Consider the following 19942-nt stretch of genomic DNA (forward strand, 5'->3'; position numbering starts at 1 on the left):
AGGAATAGGCGTGTTGCTGCTGCAACGTGCCAAGGGATGTGCCATTGTCGGCTTATCCTGTGGGGTGGCTTGTGCTGTGGGACCAACCGCTCACTTGGCAAAATGCTGTGTCTTGTGCTTGATAAGGGAAGTGGATGATCATTGATCCAGTGTCCCAGTGGACGCAAGAGCGCAGATGATGAAGAGAGGAGGTGCTTTCTTTTATGAAACATGCCAATACCGAACCGGACATGAAACCTCAACCGAGCGAAGAGGAACGTGAGGCATATATCCAGGCCATGACCAAGGCTGCCGAACCGACCTTTTGGGGATACCTCGGTTGTAAGATGGAGTCTGCTGGTAGGGAAGGGGTAGTCGTTACACTGGATGCACAGCCGCATCATATGAATATGATGGGGATCGTCCACGGTGGCGTTCTCTCTTCTCTAATGGATAATGCGATGGGGATTGCGGTTATGCTGGATCGCCCCGGTGAATCGACCGTGACCAGCAATTTGAACGTGCATTTTGTGAAACCCGCGAGGGAAGGGCGGCTGACGGTGAAGGCGAACATCGTTCACGGCACACGGCGGTCTGTTACGACGGAATCCCGGATCACAGACGGAAACGGTGAACTGGTGGCTATCAGCACCGGATCGTTTCGTGTGAAGTGATGCAGGGAATATCAGTGGTCTGCCATTCTTCATCTTGAAGATAGGCAGGCCTTTGATGCTTTGTTTGGAAGACTAAAAAGATATGCCGGTAACTTCCTTAGATCGCCACATCTGCCTTGTCAATCCTTTGTAGCTATGCTACAATAAGAATGCTGTTTTTCTATGTGAATCTTTGATTATATTAATTGTAATAAATTCGGATGTTTACACGTTTAGGAGGTGGAAGTATTGGTAATGTTTTTTGAGGTGCTGCTTGTTGTTTTCTCGATCGCGTTGATTGCAATTGTTCTTCTGCAGAAAGGGAAAAGTGCAGGTCTTTCCGGTGCCATCTCCGGCGGTGCGGAACATCTTTTCGGTAAGACTAAAGCCCGCGGTATGGAGCTCGTGCTGCAGCGCGTGACCGTTGGGGTAGCGGCGGGATTCTTTATTCTAGCAGTCGTTGTCGCTGTCTTGAAATAGTACACAAGCATAACCTTCGCTTTTTCAACTATGGAAGAGCGGAGGTTTTTTTATATTTGTCATACATACATATTATGGTTTTGATTTATTGCTGCCTCTGCGCTGAGACATGGTGATAAGGATACCCGGGATTAAATTCGTGTATACTAGGGTATGAGTATTATGAAGGTAAACAATAGATACATTTGCGGTATAAGACGAACAGGAGCGCACGTTCCCTCGAGGTGATAATGATGATAACAGAAGAAATAATATTGGAATTTATGCGGGAAACCGACTATAAACCGATGACGTATCAGGAATTGGAGAAGCATTTTGGAATAAGTGACGCACATGAATTCCGCGAATTTCTGAAGCTGTTGAATGAGCTGGAGCAGTCTGGAAAAATCCTTCTAACCAGTAACCAGCGCTACGGTGTGCCGGAGCGGTTGGATTTGCAGCGGGGACGCCTGCAGGTCCATTCCAAGGGCTTTGCATTTCTCATTCCGGATGATCGTGAGCATCCCGATGTGTACATTCATGCGAATGACCTGAAAAGCGCAATGAACGGCGATATTGTGCTTGTACGCGTCAGTTCGAAGAGCCCGGCTGGCGGTAAGCTGGAAGGGGAAGTGGTGCGCATTGTAACACGCGCAGTTACCCAGGTGGTAGGCGTGTTCCAGAATCATGAGGCATATGGATTTGTGTTGCCGGATGATAAGCGGATTAACCGGGATATATTCATACCGAAGCATGCTATTAACGGTGCTGTGGACGGTGTAAAGGTTGTTGTGAAGCTGGTAAGCTATCCGGAAGGACGGGCGGCTGCTGAGGGCGAGGTTGTGGAGATACTCGGCCATAAGGACGACCCGGGCATAGATATCCTGTCAATTATCCGGAAGCATCAGCTGCCGGAAGGATTTCCGGAGGAAGTGCTGGCGGAGGCGGATCATGCGCCTGACTCTATTACGGACGAAGAGATTGTGCAGCAGGGACGCCGGGATCTACGCGGGCTGAACATCGTAACGATTGACGGCGAGGATGCCAAGGATCTTGATGATGCAGTTAATGTGGAGCGGTTGTCTAACGGTAATTACAAGCTGGGCGTACATATCGCGGATGTAGGTTACTACGTACGCGAGGGTTCGCCTTTGGATATTGAAGCGTATAACCGGGGCTGCAGTGTGTATCTTGTAGACCGGGTAATTCCGATGCTTCCTCACCGTCTGTCCAACGGTATTTGCAGTTTGAATCCGCAGGTGGACCGTCTTACATTGTCTTGTGAGATGGAGTTCAACGAGCAGATGAAGGTTGTGAAGCATGACGTCTTCACAAGTGTGATCAAGACGAAAGAGCGGATGACGTACAACAATGTCCGTAAAATTTTGATCGACGAGGACCCGGAGCTGATCGAACGCTACAGCGATCTGGTGGACGACTTCAGGCTGATGCGCGAGCTTGCGTTAAAGCTGAGAAATCGCCGGATGCAGCGCGGCGCGGTAGACTTTGATTTTGTGGAATCCAAGGTCATCGTGGACGAGAACGGTAAAGCGATAGATATCGTCAAAAGAGAGCGCTCCATCGCCGAGCAGATTATCGAGGAATTCATGTTGGCGGCCAACGAAACAGTGGCAGAGCATTTCCACTGGTTGAAGGTTCCGTTCATTTACCGGATTCACGAGGATCCGGATCAGGAGAAGCTACAGAACTTTATGGCGTTTGCGGCGAATTTTGGGCATCACGTAAAGGGGCGGGGTAACTCGATTCATCCACGGGCGCTGCAAAATCTGCTGGAGGCGATCCAAGGCACGAAGGAGCAGACGGTGCTTAGCACGATGATGCTCCGTTCGATGAAGCAGGCGAAGTACGATGCCGAGAGCACTGGGCATTTTGGGCTTGCGGCCGAGTATTACTCCCACTTTACGTCGCCGATCCGCCGTTATCCGGACCTTGTCATTCACCGGGTTATCCGGGAAGTGGTTGAGAACGGCAACATGCTGTCCGAGAAGCGTCAGGAATATTTGGCGGAACGGATGCCGGACGTTGCTCAGCAATCGTCTGAACGAGAGCGTGTAGCAGTCGATGCAGAGCGGGATACGGAAGCACTCAAGAAAGCCGAGTACATGCTGGATAAGGTCGGCGAAGAATTCGAAGGGATTATCAGCAGTGTAACGAGCTTCGGTATGTTTATTGAGCTGGAGAATACAGTAGAAGGGTTGATCCGTCTCGGAGGATTGACAGACGACTATTACCACTTTGATGAGCAGCACATGGCGTTGATCGGCGAGCGGACTTCGAAGGTTTACCGGATCGGTGATGATGTGAAGGTCCGCGTGGCGAACGTGAACATGGACGAACACACCATCGATTTTGAGATGGTGGATATGAAGCCGCGTAGCCAAGGCGAACGCGGAGGCCGCGCTGGACAGGGCGGTCGCGGATTTGGCGGCCGTGATGGTGGCGCGCGTGGAGGTGCCAAACCAGGCCGCGGCGGTAAGCGTAGTGGTGAGGCGCCTGCTTCAGGCGGCGAGAATGGTGGCCTCGGCGGTAGACGCGGCAAGCGCGGCGGTGATGCACCTACTGCAGGCGGCGAGAATGGTGGCCTCGGCGGTAGACGCGGCAAGCGCGGCGGAGACGCGGCTGCTGCAGGCAGCGAAAGCAGCGGCAATGGCGGCAGAGGCGGCAAGCGTAGCGGAGATGCCGGGCAGGCTGGCGGCACTGGTATCCGCGTTGGCGAAGCAGGCGGGGCTGCTGGTGAGCAGCAGCAAAGCTTCGGCTTCGGCAGCGGCAAAGGTGGTTACAGCTCGCAGGGCGCAAGCTCCACTGGTTTTGACCGTAACGCTAGAAGTGGTTACAGCGGAAAAGGTGATAACGGCGGCAAGAGCCGGCGCAAAAAAACGTCCGGCAGTGGTGTTTTTATCGGGGAAGGACCAACGCCTGGACCAGGTGCCGGAGGCGGACGCAAGCGTAAAAGCAAAGGCAACGGTGGAAACGGCACAGCCGCTTTTGTGCGGAAGAAGAAAAAGTAGCTGGAACCTTGAGATGCCAAACCAAATGCAATAAAGCAAAGTACATCGGCTGGGAGAAGCAGTTTTATTTTGGTTAAGGCTCTTTTTCCAGCTGGACTTTCGTTATGGGAATAAAAGCTCCCAAACGCTTGTCCTGCCTTGCTTTTGACGGGTTCTGTTGATACAATGGACTTCTGGTAAGGTTGCTTTTGTTAAGGCATCTTCCAGGAGTTCTTTTGTTTCATTTGGTAGTTATTTTTAGGGGATAAGGAGTGATCCTATGGGTAAGAAAAGTGACGGGAAGGTTCTGGCCCAGAACAAGAAAGCTTCCCATGATTACTTCATCGAAGATACGTATGAAGCCGGTATGGTGCTGACCGGAACGGAGATTAAATCTATACGTAATGGCCGCGCGAACATCGGGGATGCTTTTGCTACGATCCGGAATGGTGAGATCCATATCCATAACATGCACATCAGCCCGTTTGAACAGGGCAACCGAAGCAATCCAACGGATCCAACCCGGACCCGGAAGCTTCTTATGCATAAGGAGCAGATCCGCAAGCTGCTGGGCCAGTCCAAGCAGGACGGCTACTCTATTGTGCCGTTGAAGGTTTACGTTCGTAACGGTTATGCAAAGCTGCTGCTCGGCTTGGGTAAAGGTAAGAAGCAATACGATAAGCGGGATACGGCTGCGAAACGTGATGCTCAGCGTGATATCCAGCGTGCTCTGCGTGAGAAGCAGAAGATCGCGAGATAAGCTGGCATGGTGTAGTCGTGAGAGAAATATTGCCTATTGGATGTATATCGAAGATGGCTCATCAAATTGTGCTTTTTTACAGTGATTTGTAAGAACAATACGAATGTGGCATCATGTCTAAGTCATGAGCATATCGTGTAATGATAAACACAGCGGATGGCAGCTTTTAGCTACTCTCCCTGTGAAATGTATATCACTTTGCAGCAAAATGTGATATACTAAGTGATGTAAGAGATCGTTAAGATCATTGAAAACAAGCGTAAAGCTTCGTCATTCTTTCTTGGAGGGAAAGGATGCGGAATAGATCGATCTGCTATGGCTGATCGTCTTTGATCTAATCCGGAAGCCCTTTTGAGTAGACAGTTCACTTCCATAAAGGAAGGTCGCTGTTTCTCACATTAAGGGGGCGTTTTTGGATTCGACGGGGATAGTTCGGGCATGAGTAGCGGGTAGTGGGGACGCGTCCACTTCATCAACGCTAAAGCCTATTAAACGGCAAACAACAAAACAACTACGCTTTCGCAGCTTAATAACCTGTGAGCGTGCTCTTACTCTGCATCGCCCATGTGCCGAGATAAGGGCCCAACTTTAGTGGGATACGCTGTCACATCTCCGCCTGGGGTGTGCTGAAGAAGATAATCAGGCTGACCTGAAGGGAATCCGGTGACAGGGAGTCTCTAGGGTGACATCAAATCTGTCACTACACCCGTAGAAGCTTGTGTTGTCGTTATCTTCGGACAGGGGTTCGACTCCCCTCGCCTCCATTGTTAAAACCCAGTCCTAATAAGGCTGGGTTTTTATTATGCCTGAAATTGTAGACGGATTGTAGACACGAGACTTTGGTGATCTCAATTCTTGTAGACGAGTTGAACAAAAGATTCCTGATTTATAGTATTAGAAAGTATATTACAACTCTTGTGAAAAAAATTTGAAAGGATAAAGTTATGAGCAATTTAATAATTAAACATTGGTCTGCTGAACAACGTGAGTTACCTGGAATTAATTGCATTGCTTTTCCAAATGGCAAAATAATCATTTTAAATGTCGCGACATATTACAATCCTAACAACAATGAGCGCAAAATTTACTGTTATCCCCAGTGTGATACAACTATTGAAAGTATTGAAAAATATGACGCCGAATGCTGGACAATGGTTGATGCATGGACGAATATTGACTATCAAGGCGGTAAAATTTATGGCGGGGATGGGCAAATGGGAAATGAAGGCTTCATTGCTTGCACAGATGCAAATGACAATTTGGTTTGGGGTATCTTTTTTGATGAAACAAATCCTATAAAAAAATTAAGTATCAAAGATAAAACATTAATTGCTATTAATGAACATGAGGATATGGGGATTGAAATCAATTTGGATACCCTTGTAGATATTAAGATGACATATCTTAGGTAACTCAACTTTCGCAGGTCAAAAATCAGCTTAAAAGCAGATGCAATAAGGGATTGAAAGCGATAGAATACGTAGCTTGACGAAAATAGAAAAACACCGCTTTGTTTGGTAAAGTGAGAGTGTCGAGCAATCACTGCCGCTGCCTAGTGCATCAATCCAATTGTTCAGCTTTGTGGATTTTGCTTTTCCAGTAACCTACAGTTTTAAAAAGATCAAAATACTCTTTAAACGTAGAAAGCAGTTGACGCAGAGTTTCTTCTGTGACAGCTGCTTTTTTTGTTGGAGCATGATGGCTTCGTCATAGAAATCGAACCAGTATACACACACGTATTTGCTACGAAAGTTGTAAACAGGATTAAAATACACATCTTTAGAAATAGATATAAAGGCCTATTTTTTGTCGAATAAAGTCGACCGATAAATTCTAATAAGGGCTTTTTCATAATAAAGGAGTGGGGCTTAAAATGAAGATTTCTACCTGGCTTAAAGCGATGAGTGGAGTGTTTATTTTTCTGACGGTCCTGAACGGAATTAGTGTGTATAGTCTTCAAAAGAGCGTAGGGCAGGAACGCACCACAGTAAAAAGGCAAGCAGAATTCAAGCAATTAGGAATCGATTTAGCCAACTCCTCGGACTATTTGACTAACGAAGCAAGGGCTTTCGTGCAGTTCGGAGATAAAGTCCACTATGACAACTACTGGAAGGAAGTAAATGAGACCAAAACCAGAGATCATGTAGTGGAGAGATTAACTGCATTGGGCGCGCCTAAAGAAGAGCTGGATCTTATTTCAAAGTCAAAAGAAATTTCGGATGTTCTTGTCAAGACAGAATATGATGCAATGAAAGCTGTAGAGGACAAAGATTTTACCAAAGCCAGGGAACTCATGTTTGACAGCAATTACGATACAACTAAAAAGACCATTATGAAGCCGCTCGAGCAGTTTCAGCAAAAGATGAATACTAGAGCGGAAAATGAAGCAAACGCTGCAAAGCAAAAAGCAAGCCAGATGCTTACGGTAACCGTTCTAGTGCTTATAATTACATTTGGAGCATTACTTGCAATATTTATTATTATTTTTGTTAAGTTGAAACCGCTTAAGTTAGTCAATAAAAAGATCACCGAAATTGCTCAGAGCGGGGGTGATCTTACTGGACGACTGGATTACTCCGGCAAGGATGAAATTGGAGAAATATCGAAATCCTTAAATGCTATGTTGGAAACCCTGCAATCCATTATTATAGATGTCCGTAATGCCTCTCGTAGTGTAATGAGTTCATCGAGTAAATTGGTCGAAAATACGAAAGAAACTGCAAGTGCGACAGAGGAAATTACGAGACAGGGAGCAGGTATTGAGCAAGGGGCGACAACATCGGTACAAAGCACACTGGATGCTTCACATGCAATCAATGAAATGTCTGTAGGTGTGCAGCGCATCGCCGGATCCGCAGAGGATCTTGCTAATGTCGCAACTGAGACGGAGAAAGAGGCGGCAAGCGGCGTGAACTTTATACAGGAAGTTAGCAGGCAGATGGCTCAAATTAGCGATTCTGTAAGTTCAACAGTAGACATCGTATCCAATTTGAAAGATCGCTCATCTCATATTGAGAAAATTGTTAGTGCCATCACGGAAATATCGAATCAGACGAATTTGCTTGCATTAAATGCCTCCATTGAAGCGGCAAGAGCAGGCGAACATGGTAGAGGCTTTTCTGTAGTGGCCAGCGAAATCAGGAAATTGGCGGAGCATTCCTCTGCTTCGGCAGGGCAAATATTCGGATTGCTGCAAGATATTATGAAAGACTCTCAAGAAACTGAACGAGCAATGCAGGAAGTGACGAATGAAGTATCGAATGGGCAAAAGAAGATGGAAGAAGCAATTGAATCATTTGAAAACATTTTGAAATCCACTCAGAAAGTGGCTTGGCAAGTTCAGGAGGTTTCCGCTATTAGCGAAGAAATGGCGGCAAGCTCAGAAGAAATTGCAGCATCTGTTACCGAAATGGCAACTATAGCTGAAGAATCGCTTACAGGAGTGAAAGCGGTGAATGATATGACTGCAAAGCAAAGCTCATTAGTTCAGGAGGTTGCTTCACTTACGGACTTGCTTAGCAAAGATTCTCGAAGCTTGGAAGCTCTCGTTATGAAATTTAAAGTGTAAAATGAATTGTGGGACAATACGGTACTGGTGATCTACGACAACCATGATAGCGGCTTGGTGAAGAACGATAGTGAGCTCCCGAAATTCGCGGTGGGCAATTATGATTCGCTTGAATTCGAGCAGTTGAAAAAAAGTGTGCCATTGATCAACCGTGACTACGCCCGTAGACACCTACGTGGTGTTGCCTTCGCACAAGAGTTCGACTCCCCTCTCCTCCACCATACAAATCCATAACCGCACAAGGTTGTGGATTTTTTATATATTTGGGGTATTACTGTAATGGGGCGTGATGTCAGGAGTATTCTATCGGGATTATGTGGTGTATACTCCTATGCTATAATTATATATAGCGTAGTTTCATTCGAAAAAACACAGTTCCTATATATAAATCTATTGGACAAGGGGTGCATTGACCAACCATGCACGATTATCAGACTTTCTTGCACCACAAGTTGATTATTATCGGTGCAGGCGCATCAGGACTCATGGCCGCCGTTACTGCGCGGGATTTGGGTATCGATACCGCCATTCTAGAGGGTAACGACCGGATTGGGAAAAAAATCGCAATGACAGGTGACGGTCGTTGCAATATTACGAACGATTCCACTACGACGGGTACGGACGACGAAGTGGTGGCCTTATCGCGTAAGTATCATAGCAGTCAGGCTGAATTTCCGTTGCCTGTGCTGCAGCAATTCGGCATCCGTCAAACCATTGATTTTTTCAATATGCTTGGATTGCCACTTACAAGATTGAAAGAGGGCTTAATGTATCCGATGTCGCTGCAGGCTGCATCCGTGTTGGATATTTTCGAGCTTGCTCTGGAGGAACGGAACGTTCCGGTATACCTTAACAACAAAGTGCTGGGTGTTACCGTATCGACGGATCATCCGCGATTCAAGATTACATGCCGAAACGAGACAGAGGAGCAAGTTGTCTATACCAGCGAATACCTGTTTATATGTACGGGCGGCCTCACTGGCCAGAATGCGGGGACGGATGGGTCTGGGTATGTGCTTGCCCAAAACATGGGGCACGCCATGGTCGAGCCCTTGCCGGCAATAGTGCAATTAAAGGTGCAATATCCATATATGAAGGCTCTATCCGGCATTAAACTCCAGGGACGAGCCCACATCCTCGTGAACGGCGAGGTCGTTCGCAGCGAAACCGGCGAAATTCACTGCGCCGATTACGGCTTTTCCGGCCCACCGATTCTTCAACTCAGCCGGATAGCCGCCGTTCATCTCTCGAGAGGGGATTCCGTGACTTTATCCATCGATTTGATGCCAAGCCGCACGAAGGAGGAGGTTATCGAATTCTTGGAGATGAACTGGGGAACATTCGCACACCGGCCGGTCGCGGAATCCTTCATCGGGTTTTTACACAAGAAGCTGATCCCTGTCCTGCTGAAGGAGGCGGGAATCGATCAAGAGCCAAACCTACTCTGCCAGGATCTCTCGTGGAAAACTAAAGGGATCTTTTATAAAATATTGAAGCGTTGGGACTTCAAAGTAACAGATACCCATAGCTTCGAGAAGGCACAAGCGACAGCCGGTGGCATAGTTACAAAAGAGCTCTTCGCCGACACGTTGGAATCCAAACTTGTGCCTGGGCTCTATTTTGCCGGCGAGGTGATGGATGTCGACGGCGAATTCGGCGGCTACAACCTGCAATGGGCCTGGAGTTCCGGCTATGCGGCCGCGATGGCGTTAAGGAAACACATTTTCAAATGAAGCCATTAGAAAAAGGAATGAATTCAACACATATGTATAAGTCGAAATCTACAATGCACCACGAGCTGTTCATTATCGGTGCAGGCGCTTCAGGTCTTATGGCCGCCGTTACCGCGCGAGACCGAGGGATCGATACCGCGATCATAGAAGGCAACGACCGGGTAGGAAAGAAGGTACTAACGACCGGCAATGGTCGCTGTAACATTACGAACCAATCCACGGCGAAGGGTACGGACGAAGCGGTCGCACTATCGCGTAAATATCACAGCAATCAAATGGAATTCCCGCTGCCTGTGCTTCAGCAATTCGGCGTCCGGCATACCATCGATTTCTTCAACACACTCGGCCTTCCGTTGATCGCCGTGGAGAATGGCCGGATGTATCCGATGTCGCTGCAGGCTGCATCTGTATTGGAAGTTTTCCGAATTGCGCTAGAGGATCGGTATGTTCCGATACACTTCAAAACCAAAGTATTGGATGTTACCGCATCGAAGGGACATCCGCGATTCACGATTTTGTGCCAAACGGAGACAGAGGGAGAGGTCGTGTATACCAGCGATTATCTCTTTCTCTGTACAGGCGGCCTTACCGCACCAAAGACAGGAACGGATGGATCTGGTTATACGCTTGCCCAGCGACTGGGACACACACTGATCGATCCTGTACCCGGGATCGTACAATTGAAGCTGCAATATCCGAATCTAAAGGAGTTGTCCGGCGTCAAATTCGAGGGATTGGGCCATATCATCGTCAACGGCGAAGTTATTCGCAGCGAATATGGGGAAATCCTGTTTACAGACTACGGCGTCTCCGGCCCGCCGATTCTCCAGCTAAGCCGGAAGGCTGCATATCAGCTCGCAAGAGGAGAAAAGGTAACCTTATCGCTTGATTTGATGCCGGATCGCACGGAGGAAGAAGTCGTCAATTTTCTAGATACGCACTGGGGAACGTTCGGATATCGGACTGTTGCGGCTTCCTTGATCGGCATCTTTAACAAGAAGCTGGTCCCTATTCTGTTGAAAGAGGCGGGGATCGATCAAGAGCCGAACCTCCTATGTCAGGATTTATCGTGGAAAACTAAGAAAATCTTGTGCCAACTCATAAAGCGTTGGGAATTTATCGTAACCGATACTAATGGCTTCACGAATGCACAAACGACGGCCGGCGGCATCGATACAACAGAGTTAAGAGAAGGAACGCTAGAATCGAAGCTAGTGCCTGGGCTCTATTTTGCCGGCGAAGTGATGGATGTGGATGGAGATTGCGGTGGCTATAACCTGCAATGGGCCTGGAGCTCCGGCTACTCCGCCGCGATGGCACTTGCTGATCAACTTACAGGCATCATGGAAAAAGATTGATAGTTGTTTGCTCCTCGCACGCAGGGAACACACGTCGTCGAATTGTGGATTTGCACAGCCACGGTTCGCCTCCATTATGTAAATCCACAACCGTATGGTGATGGATTTTTCTTTATTCCGGCATTTAGTTTTTGTATTGGCTTCACATGCTCTTATAGGCGATTCGTATACAATAGATAACGTATTAAAGATTGTGGGGGTACTGGATGAATACTAGATATCGAATTACGAGAAATGCGGACGGTAATCACCTTGATAAAGTCATGTCTCTTGATGAATGTAAAAGCTATTTTGAAACTCAAACGGATTTTGTATATGCAGAGGAGTATTCCTTTCGGTCAGCTGATACGACAATGACGATTCCGGGGGATTTTTTTCTTTGGCAGCTAGGAGAGGTGACAATTCCTTTCCGATATTATGAGGGAGACCTGTATGTAGCAGTATCGCATGAGATTATTTTTCGGAAAATGCTAGAAGTGGTTGAGCATTTAAATGCGCAATATATAGAAGGTTAAGGTAGAGAGCACCTAATATGGTGCTCTTTTTAATGCAGTATATCGTATCACTTTTTGGCTGACTATTTAACATTCAAACAAGCCTTTGATCATATAAATGGTGAATGTATAAATAATATGGTCGAAATGGCTGATCCAATATTGTGTATCGAGACTTTGGAAATGGGGTAACGAGATGACCGATTCCTCCGAATCGCTAGCCGTCCGCTTCGAGAACGTTTCATTTCGATATTCGGAGCAAAGTGAATGGATCATAAAGGATATTAATTTCAGCATTGCTTCGGGTGAATGGGTAACCATCGTGGGAGGAAACGGTTCGGGGAAATCGACTTTAATTAAATTAATGAACGGCCTGTTAAAACCAAGTTTGGGAAGAGTGCATGTCTTCGGTGAAAATATCGACATGGCGAATCTACTTAAGATTCGCAAGTGTGTTGGGGTTATTTTTCAAAACCCTGATGAACAGATTGTGGGAATAACCGTTGAAGAGGATATTGCATTCGGTTTGCAAAACCTGATGTTCCAGAGGAATGAGATCATTTCGAGAGTAGATCATGTTATGAGTTTACTGCAACTGGAGGAGTTTCGGAACCGTCCCGTTCGAACCTTATCCGGAGGACAGAAGCAGTTGGTTGCGATTGCGGGCATACTTGTCATGCATCCCCAAATTATCGTTTTCGATGAAGCTACATCCATGTTGGATCCACAAAATACCGCCATTTTGCACAGCCTAATGTCTGATCTTCATCGAAAGGGATTCACTGTCATCCAGGTGACTCATGATCCGGAGGACATATTAAGGGCAGATCGGATATTGGTATTGAATCAAGGCAGACTTGCTTTTGAGGGAGATGTCCCCACCTTAATGAAACAGTCCGAGATTCTCGAAGATGCTCATACACTACCGCCTTTTGTAGTACGCTTCAAAAAAGCGCTTTACATGAGAGGTATAGAGCTTTCAGGCGGTTGCAAAACGGAAAAGGAATTGGCTAAATCCATATGGGAATATATTTCTGCGATGTAAGCTATACGCATGCCAAAGGGACACCTATGGAGCATAGAGCGGTTAAGTGTATTAATTTGTCCATCCCTGATGGACAAATTGTTGCGATCATGGGTTCATCCGGATCTGGAAAATCCACGTTGGGACAGATCTGTGCGGGTTTGTTGAAACCGGATAAGGGTACAGTGCATGTGGATAATATCCCGATCAGCAACAGAAAGAGCCGTTCTCAATTAATGAACAAAATCGCTTATGTATCCCAATTCCCGGAGCACCAGTTGTTTGAAGAAACGGTATTGCTGGATATCGGCTTTGGCCTTCGCAGGATGAAGTATAGCGATCATGAAATAATGGTCAAAGTGAAAGAAGCGATGGAATTAATAGGGTTGGACTTTGAACGGTACAAGAATCGATCCCCTTTTCAGCTTAGCGGTGGAGAAAAAAGACTTGTTGCATTGGCAGGGGCACTGATCAAAGAGCCAAATATTCTTATATTGGATGAACCGACAGTTGGACTTGATCCATTAGCCCGTATGAAGTTTCATGCTTTGCTGACCTTTCTTAGACGAACACGCCGTATATCCATAGTCTACATTACTCATGATCTTCAGGATGCATTGGAGCATGCAGATCGTTTGGTCATTTTACATAACGGAGAATTAGTCTATGACTTGAAAGCAACCGCAATCCAAAGAGTACTTAATCATCCAGGCATTCCTTTATTTCGAACCCCACTACTGCGTCTATGTAAGGAACTTGAATTCATTTTCCCTGAAATCATCGATTCGGAGATTGTGCAGGAGAACAAGCTCCTCACCTACGTAACCGAACGACTCGTACGTAGCTAGGAGATGGACAATGAGTAACCTTGGCGCATTATCCTCCTTGCAGTATGCAGCAGGCGATTCCTTACTTCACCGGCTGGACCCCCGCTCAAAATATAGTTTTGCTTTCAGTTATTCGGTAACCCTTATCATATCTAATTCGTTAATAATGAGCCTGGTTTGTATGGTTATCGCCATATTCCTGTATCTGCTTTCTGGGGTTCGTCTTCTTATGTTATGGAAAAATAGTCTAGGTATTATTGTCTTCCTATTAATATTGGCTGGCTTTCAAGCCAGTTTAAATGGAATAGAAGCCGCAGCTCTAATGACGTTAAAAGTGCTTTCCTTTTTCCTGATGATCACGTTGATGTTATCCACAACGCCGCCTGAAAAACAAATGGAGGGGCTCCGTAAATTATTAACCCCTCTGCGTCGCTTAGGGATAAATACGGAAACGTTTGTGTTTATGTTCACTGTAGCTGTTATTTATATGCCTCTTCTTTTGGAGGACACAATGCGAATCTTGCAGGCACAGAGAGTTCGTGGATTGCATGACGGCAGATGGAATATAGCAGGGAGGGGGAAAGATGTTTTTTTACTTTTGACACCTTTACTCCTTGTGATTATCAGGCGAGCAGAACGATTGTCAGAGGCCATGGAATCCCGATGTTATCAACCCGGATGCGAGCGAACTGGTTATTATCAACTGAAGATAGCTAAACACGATATAATCGTTTTGGTCCTGGCGCTCCTGTTTCCATTAATCTTTCTTTACCTCAAATGACGGAAGAAGAGAGGCTTCAGAACAATGCGTAAACTTCTCCTAAATTATTGGACAAAACCGTTACCGCAAATGGAGTCCGAAAAAATATTCCCCCAGGTTGGTGCAAACCAAACCAAAATACTGATCACCATTGCGTTTTTTAGCACCATTACCGCATTATTCCAATCTGCGGGAGGCTTTTTACCAGGACCGGGATTCTTGATCAGCCCGTTTTCAACTGCCCCAATTGTATTATCGACGCTCATTTCGTTACGCTCGGGCCTTACTGCCTATGCACTTAGCATCTTGTTATTGCTTCTCATTCAACCAAGCGAATTAATCGTCTTTCCATTCACTACAGGATTACTAGGATTAGCATTGGGCTTTAGTATTACGCGTTTCAAAAATCGGATTCAGGTTGTATTATTTTCCTCAGTCGCGTTATGGGTTGGTATTGCGCTTGTCGTATATGCCTTTCGCTTCCCATTACTCGGACCGTCAGTCCCGATAAATTTTCAGATTGACATCAGCGTGTATATATTTCTTTTTAGCTTGATTTATAGCGGGATATGGACGGAAATTAGCCTCCGGCTATTAGCGAGATTAAATAAAGCTAAAGAAGGAGTGTGATGCTAGTTGATAAAAGTTAAGGTTGGTTTACGGCCCATTGTAAGTAAGTTAAATATGCCCACTGTTTTGAAAACAGCTATACTTTCGGGTGATTCAATTGAACGATTATTTATTGCAACCCAGGTAGGAGAGATCTTTTGCATAGGAAACGGAGTTATACGGACTTTTTTGGATATTCGCCCGAGAATCATAAAACTAGGTGTTTCTGAACCAGGTGTCTCTGGTGGTGGATATGATGAACGGGGATTGCTAGGGCTGGCGTTTCATCCACAATTTTATTATAACGGTCTGTTTTATCTTCATTATTCAGTAGCTGGAACCCAAGGTCCAGGTGCTCTTCCTGAACCTTTTAAGCCTAATCCGTGTGATCCCAGAACTTTAAACTTAAGGTGGATAAATAGAGAAACTCAATATGATCATATTGATACAGTTGAAGAATGGGTTTTACAATCGAATGGTCAACCTCAAAAACGACGGACATTACTTAATTTAAGAAGACCATTTTTTAATCATAATGGTGTCAATAGCTTAAACTTTTCACCTGAAACGGGAAAGCTTGTTTTAACAACCGGAGATGGGGGATCAGGCTATGATCCATTTAATTTAAGCCAAGACGACATGGAGATAGCTGGTAAAATCATTGAAATTGATGTAGTTAAGCATACATTTATCGATAATCCACCTGTAGTCACACGTTTTAATGAACTTCCCGTACCTATTCAGGAAACGCTTACGGTAATTGCAAAAGGGGTTCGCAATATACCAGGCATTTCATTTCAAAGGTATTATAATCAGTATCTCAAATATACGGGAAATGTTGGACAGGATTTGGTAGAGTCGATTTTTTCATTCGTTCATTATAAACCAATACCGGTTACTGAGCTTATTCAAGCTTCTTTAATGAATTCTGAACTTGACCAAGAAGGATTTATTAACTTTGGCTGGCGAGGGTGGGAAGGTGCTTTTCCTACTTCGTTTATAAGGGGCTGCTCTGCAAATCCGACTTTGGATGAGAAAACAATTGCTTATTACAATGAAGCAATAAAAACTTCTGTGAGGCGTATCCAGCCTTTAACAAGTTATTTTCATCAAGATCCCAGACCCGATAAGTTTGGAGGAACTGCACTTACAGGCGTCCAGTCATATATGGGGAATCAAATCCCCGATCTAACGGGAAGCGTTGTGTTTACCGATCTTGCCCGGGATGAAGGAGCTGGGCCTCCAGTTAGAGGGGTTTTAGCTTATACTAGAGTAAGGACGGATTGTAAACTAAGTGATTTTAGTGTTATTGAAACCGATTATAATTTTGGATCTCAATCAGCTTATTATGTTAGTTTGGGAACGAATTTAGATCATACCAGACTATATTTTGGTGTTTATGGTTCTATGAAAGTAACTGATTTTAACCAAGGTACTGTTTATGAAATTGTTCCATAATTACACTTGTCAACTCCCCTTGCTGATGGACCTGCTTAGAATGACATTTCAGGTTAGAAGTTCGTGACATATTTCGGCGAATTGTGGATTTGCACAGTCATGGTTCGCCTCCACCATCATGAACACCATCCGTATGAGGATGGTGTTTTTGCCTTTACGTCTGGAACAAAGGTATGAGTATGGTGTTTATGTGATGATTTCTACGAATTTGATTTATGTAGCAGTTCTTTTATTTCTTGAAGTTGTTTTTCAGTCATTTGTTGAGATTGATGAATCGCATTTAGCTTATCCTCTACTTTTTCTAATCGAAGCTGAGTTTCTTTTTGAATTTTCTCGGTATCCTTTTGCGTTTTGGAGTTATCCATTACGACTAAAATGGTAAGGCCTGCACTAAAGATCGTTAACCCTCTAGCTATTTGATTTAAATCTAGTTGATTAATGGCGAATAGGCAATCAGCAAGTCCTGCCCCTATTAATATGCCACCGATAGTTACAATTCCATTCCATTTCCATTTATCTGGGATAATATTTAATGTGTGTTTCATCAAGAGATCTCCTTCAGCTAGGTAATATAGTAGTAGTGAATAAAACATAAATTTTAAAATAACAAAAGAAGATACATCGAAAATAGAGGGATATAGTATTCAGCGGCAACACGTAAAAACTCAGACCCGCACCTGTCAAGGTTTATACTATCTACTAGTATTCTACTATATAACTTACTTATGATGAGTCAATGATTGCTACGTAAGTGGAACAGACCATATTTCAAACTGAAATGATAAGAGAGTTAACTACTGATGATGAACCAGACTTCATACAAAAAAGAATTGTTGATTATATAAAGAACAATAAACGAGTCCGTGAGGATGCAGAAGGTAATAAATTTGAGATTATTTATGACATAACCGGAAAACAGCAGGAGTTTGAGTATCATGAGTGATACCATACCTGTGATGACTGTATTTGCGATCAGTCTTTACAAAATCTAAAGCCAGCGCTCTAGCTATTGCGGATCAAGTTGTCATCATAGATAATACATATGAACCAATTATTATTGCAGAAATTAAGCATAATAAGATGATATATTGTGTAGATCATATACCCGATTGGTCTACAAATGTCATTTTAGAGCATAAATGATGTGCATACTCCGAGAGATTTTGCATTATTATTTTAACCGAAATGTATCTCACGTCCTGTAATAACCTGTTAGCGTGCTCATACTCTGCATTGCCCATGTGCCGGGATGGGGCTCAATTTAAAGTGGGATATGCTTTCACAACAATTGTTGTTGTAGTTAAATTCCTTCATCGTCCTCGTCGGTACTGTTTTCGAGTGGATGACGCTGATGCAATCAACGGATATCCCAGAAAAATATTACGAAGGACTATGGATTTATCCTATTCCAAAACCTTGAAAGGATTGTTGGGAGTGTCGCTTGAACTTGAGGAGTTCTCTATCAAACAAGTATTTATAGATAGCTTAATGAATGAATCTCTTATGGGATTGCAAGCCATACCAAAAAGCGATTTGCATAACCACGCTGGACGCGGAGGGACGATTGAATATATTGGTGAATGGGCTAATGTTAGTATTCAACCGCCGACAGAGCCGTTTCAATCGTTGCATGGAATGCAGAGCTGGTTTGATGAAAATGTGAAACGACATTGCCCCGGTATTGAAGGCTATTTAAAACGTATCGAAGCTTCCTTTGTACAGGCGGCCGAGGATCACATTGAAAGATTGGCGTTAAGCTTTGGGTTAGATGAGATTGATGCTTTGGGGGGAATGGAGCCATTTTTGCGGATAATGAATGACTTTCATCGTTGTTATGCTCCCCGAACGAAGTTTTTGCCGGAACTGGCCTTAGATCGAGCCTGTAATGTAGATGAAGTATACGCACGTCTGGATGCTATATTGGCTTGCCAATGGTTCCGGTCGATCGATATCTGCAGTGATGAATTTGCTCAGCCTATTGCATGCTTCAAATCTATCTACAGAGCCGCAAAAGCTGCGGGACTGACTCTAAAAGCTCATGTGGGGGAGTTTGGTACCGCTGATGATGTCATGGAGGCCGTCGAGGAGTTGGAGCTTCAGGAGGTCCATCATGGGATTACGGCAGCCAGCTCACCTCAGATCATGAGATGGTTATCCGAGAATCATATCCAATTGAATGTTTGTCCGACTAGCAATATTATGCTTGGTGTGGCTGAGAGCTATGGTACCCATCCCATTCGCAATCTATATGAATATGGAGTCCCAGTGACCATAAATACCGATGATTTGTTGATCTTTAACCAAAGTGTTTCTCAGGAATATATGAATCTTTACAAATCCGGTTTGATGACACCTGAAGAGCTTAACGAAATTCGTCTGACAGGTTTAAAAGAGTAAGAGTCGGTTCAGAGAGTTTGACTACACTCGTAGACACCTATGTGGCGTTGCCTTCGGACAGGGGTTCGACTCCCCTCGCCTCCACCAACATGAAAAAGGACACCTCAGAGGTGTCCTTTTTGCATTGGTGGAGTCTCGAGGGGTCGAACCCAGGGTTCAGTCCGCGCGCAGGAAGCAAAGCGAACGAGCACGGCGTTTATATCCACCCTCTAATATCGTCGGCGGAGGATAGCTTCGTGAGCAAGTAAGATGGAGATATGAACATTCCCCTCGCCTCCACCATGTAAATCCACAACCGCAATGAGGTTGTGGATTTTTGCTTTTCTTCCGTCTTAATCTTTAGTATTACATCTACATGATCCTTACCCTTCTACATATCGCTGACCTTCTCACCTCTCGGCGTATACGCTCAAAAAGGAAAGGGGAGTCAAAAAGAAACGACCTCACCGTCTTCAGGAACCCAAACGGAACCCTCCAGATGTTGTTCCTTCAGAAACTTGGTAAGCTGATTTCGGCTCAATTTACAGTGGTTGATGGTATTCAGATGTAGGGCAAGGAGCTTGGTCCTCGGTGACAATCGGGCTATGCGAGCGATATCTTCACGTGCCATGGTGATAACGGTTCCCCATATCATCTCTGCCTCCCCTGTATTCAAAATAGCAATATCCGGAATGTACTTACGAAAAGCCGCTTCAATAGCAGGCGTATAAATACAGTCACCAACGATATAAATAGAACCTTCTTTCATTGTATTCAAGATAAAACCGGAAACCGGCCCGAGTAACTTGCCAGAAAGCCCCGGAGCATGTTGCCCCGTAATGAGCATACTAGACAACTCCTCTAATTTTAATACCG

General features: G+C 45.0%; 17 protein-coding genes and 1 other RNA gene. 16 read left to right on the forward strand and 2 right to left on the reverse strand.

Going from position 1 to position 19942, the window contains the following annotated elements:
* Positions 1-203 precede the first annotated feature (203 nt).
* The 15 genes from MNQ98_RS01305 (at position 204) to MNQ98_RS01375 (ending at position 16690) form a co-directional block, all read left to right on the forward strand.
* Positions 204-653, forward strand: a complete 450-nt coding sequence (locus MNQ98_RS01305; RefSeq protein ID WP_241931551.1) for a PaaI family thioesterase — start codon at positions 204-206, stop codon at positions 651-653.
* 228 nt (positions 654-881) lie between these two features.
* Entirely contained in the window at positions 882-1112 is a 231-nt protein-coding gene (secG, locus tag MNQ98_RS01310; protein ID WP_208916405.1) for a preprotein translocase subunit SecG, read from the forward strand.
* Between the two features lie 233 nt (positions 1113-1345).
* On the forward strand, positions 1346-4120 hold the full coding sequence (gene rnr, locus MNQ98_RS01315; RefSeq protein ID WP_241933814.1) for a ribonuclease R: 2775 nt from the start codon (positions 1346-1348) through the stop codon (positions 4118-4120).
* A gap of 259 nt (positions 4121-4379) precedes the next feature.
* Positions 4380-4859, forward strand: coding sequence for an SsrA-binding protein SmpB (smpB, locus tag MNQ98_RS01320; protein ID WP_208916403.1), 480 nt, complete (start codon positions 4380-4382; stop codon positions 4857-4859).
* Positions 4860-5261: 402 nt separating this feature from the next.
* Positions 5262-5626: a transfer-messenger RNA gene (ssrA, locus tag MNQ98_RS01325) on the forward strand.
* Between the two features lie 177 nt (positions 5627-5803).
* Positions 5804-6271 carry a hypothetical protein gene (locus MNQ98_RS01330; protein WP_241931552.1) on the forward strand — a complete coding sequence of 156 codons (468 nt, stop codon included), beginning with the start codon at positions 5804-5806 and terminating at the stop codon, positions 6269-6271.
* 461 nt (positions 6272-6732) lie between these two features.
* The gene (locus MNQ98_RS01335) at positions 6733-8427 is read left to right on the forward strand and encodes a methyl-accepting chemotaxis protein (RefSeq protein WP_241931553.1); all 1695 of its coding nucleotides are present in this window, start codon (positions 6733-6735) and stop codon (positions 8425-8427) included.
* A gap of 419 nt (positions 8428-8846) precedes the next feature.
* Positions 8847-10160 carry a BaiN/RdsA family NAD(P)/FAD-dependent oxidoreductase gene (locus tag MNQ98_RS01340; protein WP_241931554.1) on the forward strand — a complete coding sequence of 438 codons (1314 nt, stop codon included), beginning with the start codon at positions 8847-8849 and terminating at the stop codon, positions 10158-10160.
* Positions 10157-11518 (forward strand): BaiN/RdsA family NAD(P)/FAD-dependent oxidoreductase, encoded by a 1362-nt coding sequence (locus MNQ98_RS01345; RefSeq protein ID WP_241931555.1) that lies wholly within the window; start codon positions 10157-10159, stop codon positions 11516-11518. Before MNQ98_RS01340 ends, MNQ98_RS01345 begins: the two co-directional genes overlap by 4 nt.
* A 206-nt stretch (positions 11519-11724) precedes the next feature.
* Positions 11725-12033 (forward strand): hypothetical protein, encoded by a 309-nt coding sequence (locus MNQ98_RS01350; protein ID WP_241931556.1) that lies wholly within the window; start codon positions 11725-11727, stop codon positions 12031-12033.
* 175 nt (positions 12034-12208) lie between these two features.
* Complete coding sequence (locus MNQ98_RS01355; RefSeq protein ID WP_241931557.1) at positions 12209-13057, forward strand: ATP-binding cassette domain-containing protein; 849 nt, start codon at positions 12209-12211, stop codon at positions 13055-13057.
* 26 nt (positions 13058-13083) lie between these two features.
* On the forward strand, positions 13084-13884 hold the full coding sequence (locus MNQ98_RS01360) for an ATP-binding cassette domain-containing protein (protein WP_241931558.1): 801 nt from the start codon (positions 13084-13086) through the stop codon (positions 13882-13884).
* 10 nt (positions 13885-13894) lie between these two features.
* Positions 13895-14644 (forward strand): energy-coupling factor transporter transmembrane component T family protein, encoded by a 750-nt coding sequence (locus tag MNQ98_RS01365; protein WP_241931559.1) that lies wholly within the window; start codon positions 13895-13897, stop codon positions 14642-14644.
* A gap of 24 nt (positions 14645-14668) precedes the next feature.
* On the forward strand, positions 14669-15253 hold the full coding sequence (locus MNQ98_RS01370; protein WP_241931560.1) for a hypothetical protein: 585 nt from the start codon (positions 14669-14671) through the stop codon (positions 15251-15253).
* Between the two features lie 6 nt (positions 15254-15259).
* On the forward strand, positions 15260-16690 hold the full coding sequence (locus MNQ98_RS01375; protein WP_241931561.1) for a PQQ-dependent sugar dehydrogenase: 1431 nt from the start codon (positions 15260-15262) through the stop codon (positions 16688-16690).
* Positions 16691-16890: 200 nt separating this feature from the next.
* Here MNQ98_RS01375 and MNQ98_RS01380 read toward each other — a convergent pair whose 3' ends face one another.
* On the reverse strand, positions 16891-17235 hold the full coding sequence (locus tag MNQ98_RS01380) for a hypothetical protein (RefSeq protein ID WP_241931562.1): 345 nt from the start codon (positions 17233-17235) through the stop codon (positions 16891-16893).
* Between the two features lie 889 nt (positions 17236-18124).
* Between MNQ98_RS01380 and MNQ98_RS01385 the strand changes: the two genes are divergently transcribed.
* A complete protein-coding gene (locus MNQ98_RS01385) occupies positions 18125-19087 on the forward strand; it encodes an amidohydrolase family protein (RefSeq protein WP_241931563.1) in 963 nt (320 codons plus the stop codon).
* Positions 19088-19514: 427 nt separating this feature from the next.
* On the opposite strand, the gene MNQ98_RS01390 is transcribed toward MNQ98_RS01385, so the two are convergent.
* On the reverse strand, positions 19515-19913 hold the full coding sequence (locus MNQ98_RS01390; protein ID WP_241931564.1) for an MBL fold metallo-hydrolase: 399 nt from the start codon (positions 19911-19913) through the stop codon (positions 19515-19517).
* Positions 19914-19942: the final 29 nt, after the last annotated feature.

Origin of the sequence: Paenibacillus sp. N3/727, assembly GCF_022637315.1 — a bacterium.
Taxonomy (GTDB): Bacteria; Bacillota; Bacilli; order Paenibacillales; family Paenibacillaceae; genus Paenibacillus_AQ; species Paenibacillus_AQ uliginis.

Excerpts from the sequence above, each read along its gene's own strand:
- MNQ98_RS01335 (WP_241931553.1), top strand. The coding sequence starts at position 6,733 with ATGAAGATTTCTACCTGGCTTAAAGCGATGAGTGGAGTGTTTATTTTT.
- MNQ98_RS01340 (WP_241931554.1), top strand. The coding sequence starts at position 8,847 with ATGCACGATTATCAGACTTTCTTGCACCACAAGTTGATTATTATCGGT.
- smpB (WP_208916403.1), top strand. The coding sequence starts at position 4,380 with ATGGGTAAGAAAAGTGACGGGAAGGTTCTGGCCCAGAACAAGAAAGCT.
- MNQ98_RS01345 (WP_241931555.1), top strand. The coding sequence starts at position 10,157 with ATGAAGCCATTAGAAAAAGGAATGAATTCAACACATATGTATAAGTCG.
- MNQ98_RS01330 (WP_241931552.1), top strand. The coding sequence starts at position 5,804 with ATGAGCAATTTAATAATTAAACATTGGTCTGCTGAACAACGTGAGTTA.
- MNQ98_RS01380 (WP_241931562.1), bottom strand. The coding sequence starts at position 17,235 with ATGAAACACACATTAAATATTATCCCAGATAAATGGAAATGGAATGGA.
- rnr (WP_241933814.1), top strand. The coding sequence starts at position 1,346 with ATGATAACAGAAGAAATAATATTGGAATTTATGCGGGAAACCGACTAT.
- MNQ98_RS01350 (WP_241931556.1), top strand. The coding sequence starts at position 11,725 with ATGAATACTAGATATCGAATTACGAGAAATGCGGACGGTAATCACCTT.
- MNQ98_RS01360 (WP_241931558.1), top strand. The coding sequence starts at position 13,084 with ATGGAGCATAGAGCGGTTAAGTGTATTAATTTGTCCATCCCTGATGGA.
- MNQ98_RS01355 (WP_241931557.1), top strand. The coding sequence starts at position 12,209 with ATGACCGATTCCTCCGAATCGCTAGCCGTCCGCTTCGAGAACGTTTCA.
- MNQ98_RS01370 (WP_241931560.1), top strand. The coding sequence starts at position 14,669 with ATGCGTAAACTTCTCCTAAATTATTGGACAAAACCGTTACCGCAAATG.
- MNQ98_RS01390 (WP_241931564.1), bottom strand. The coding sequence starts at position 19,913 with ATGCTCATTACGGGGCAACATGCTCCGGGGCTTTCTGGCAAGTTACTC.
- MNQ98_RS01365 (WP_241931559.1), top strand. The coding sequence starts at position 13,895 with ATGAGTAACCTTGGCGCATTATCCTCCTTGCAGTATGCAGCAGGCGAT.
- MNQ98_RS01305 (WP_241931551.1), top strand. The coding sequence starts at position 204 with ATGAAACATGCCAATACCGAACCGGACATGAAACCTCAACCGAGCGAA.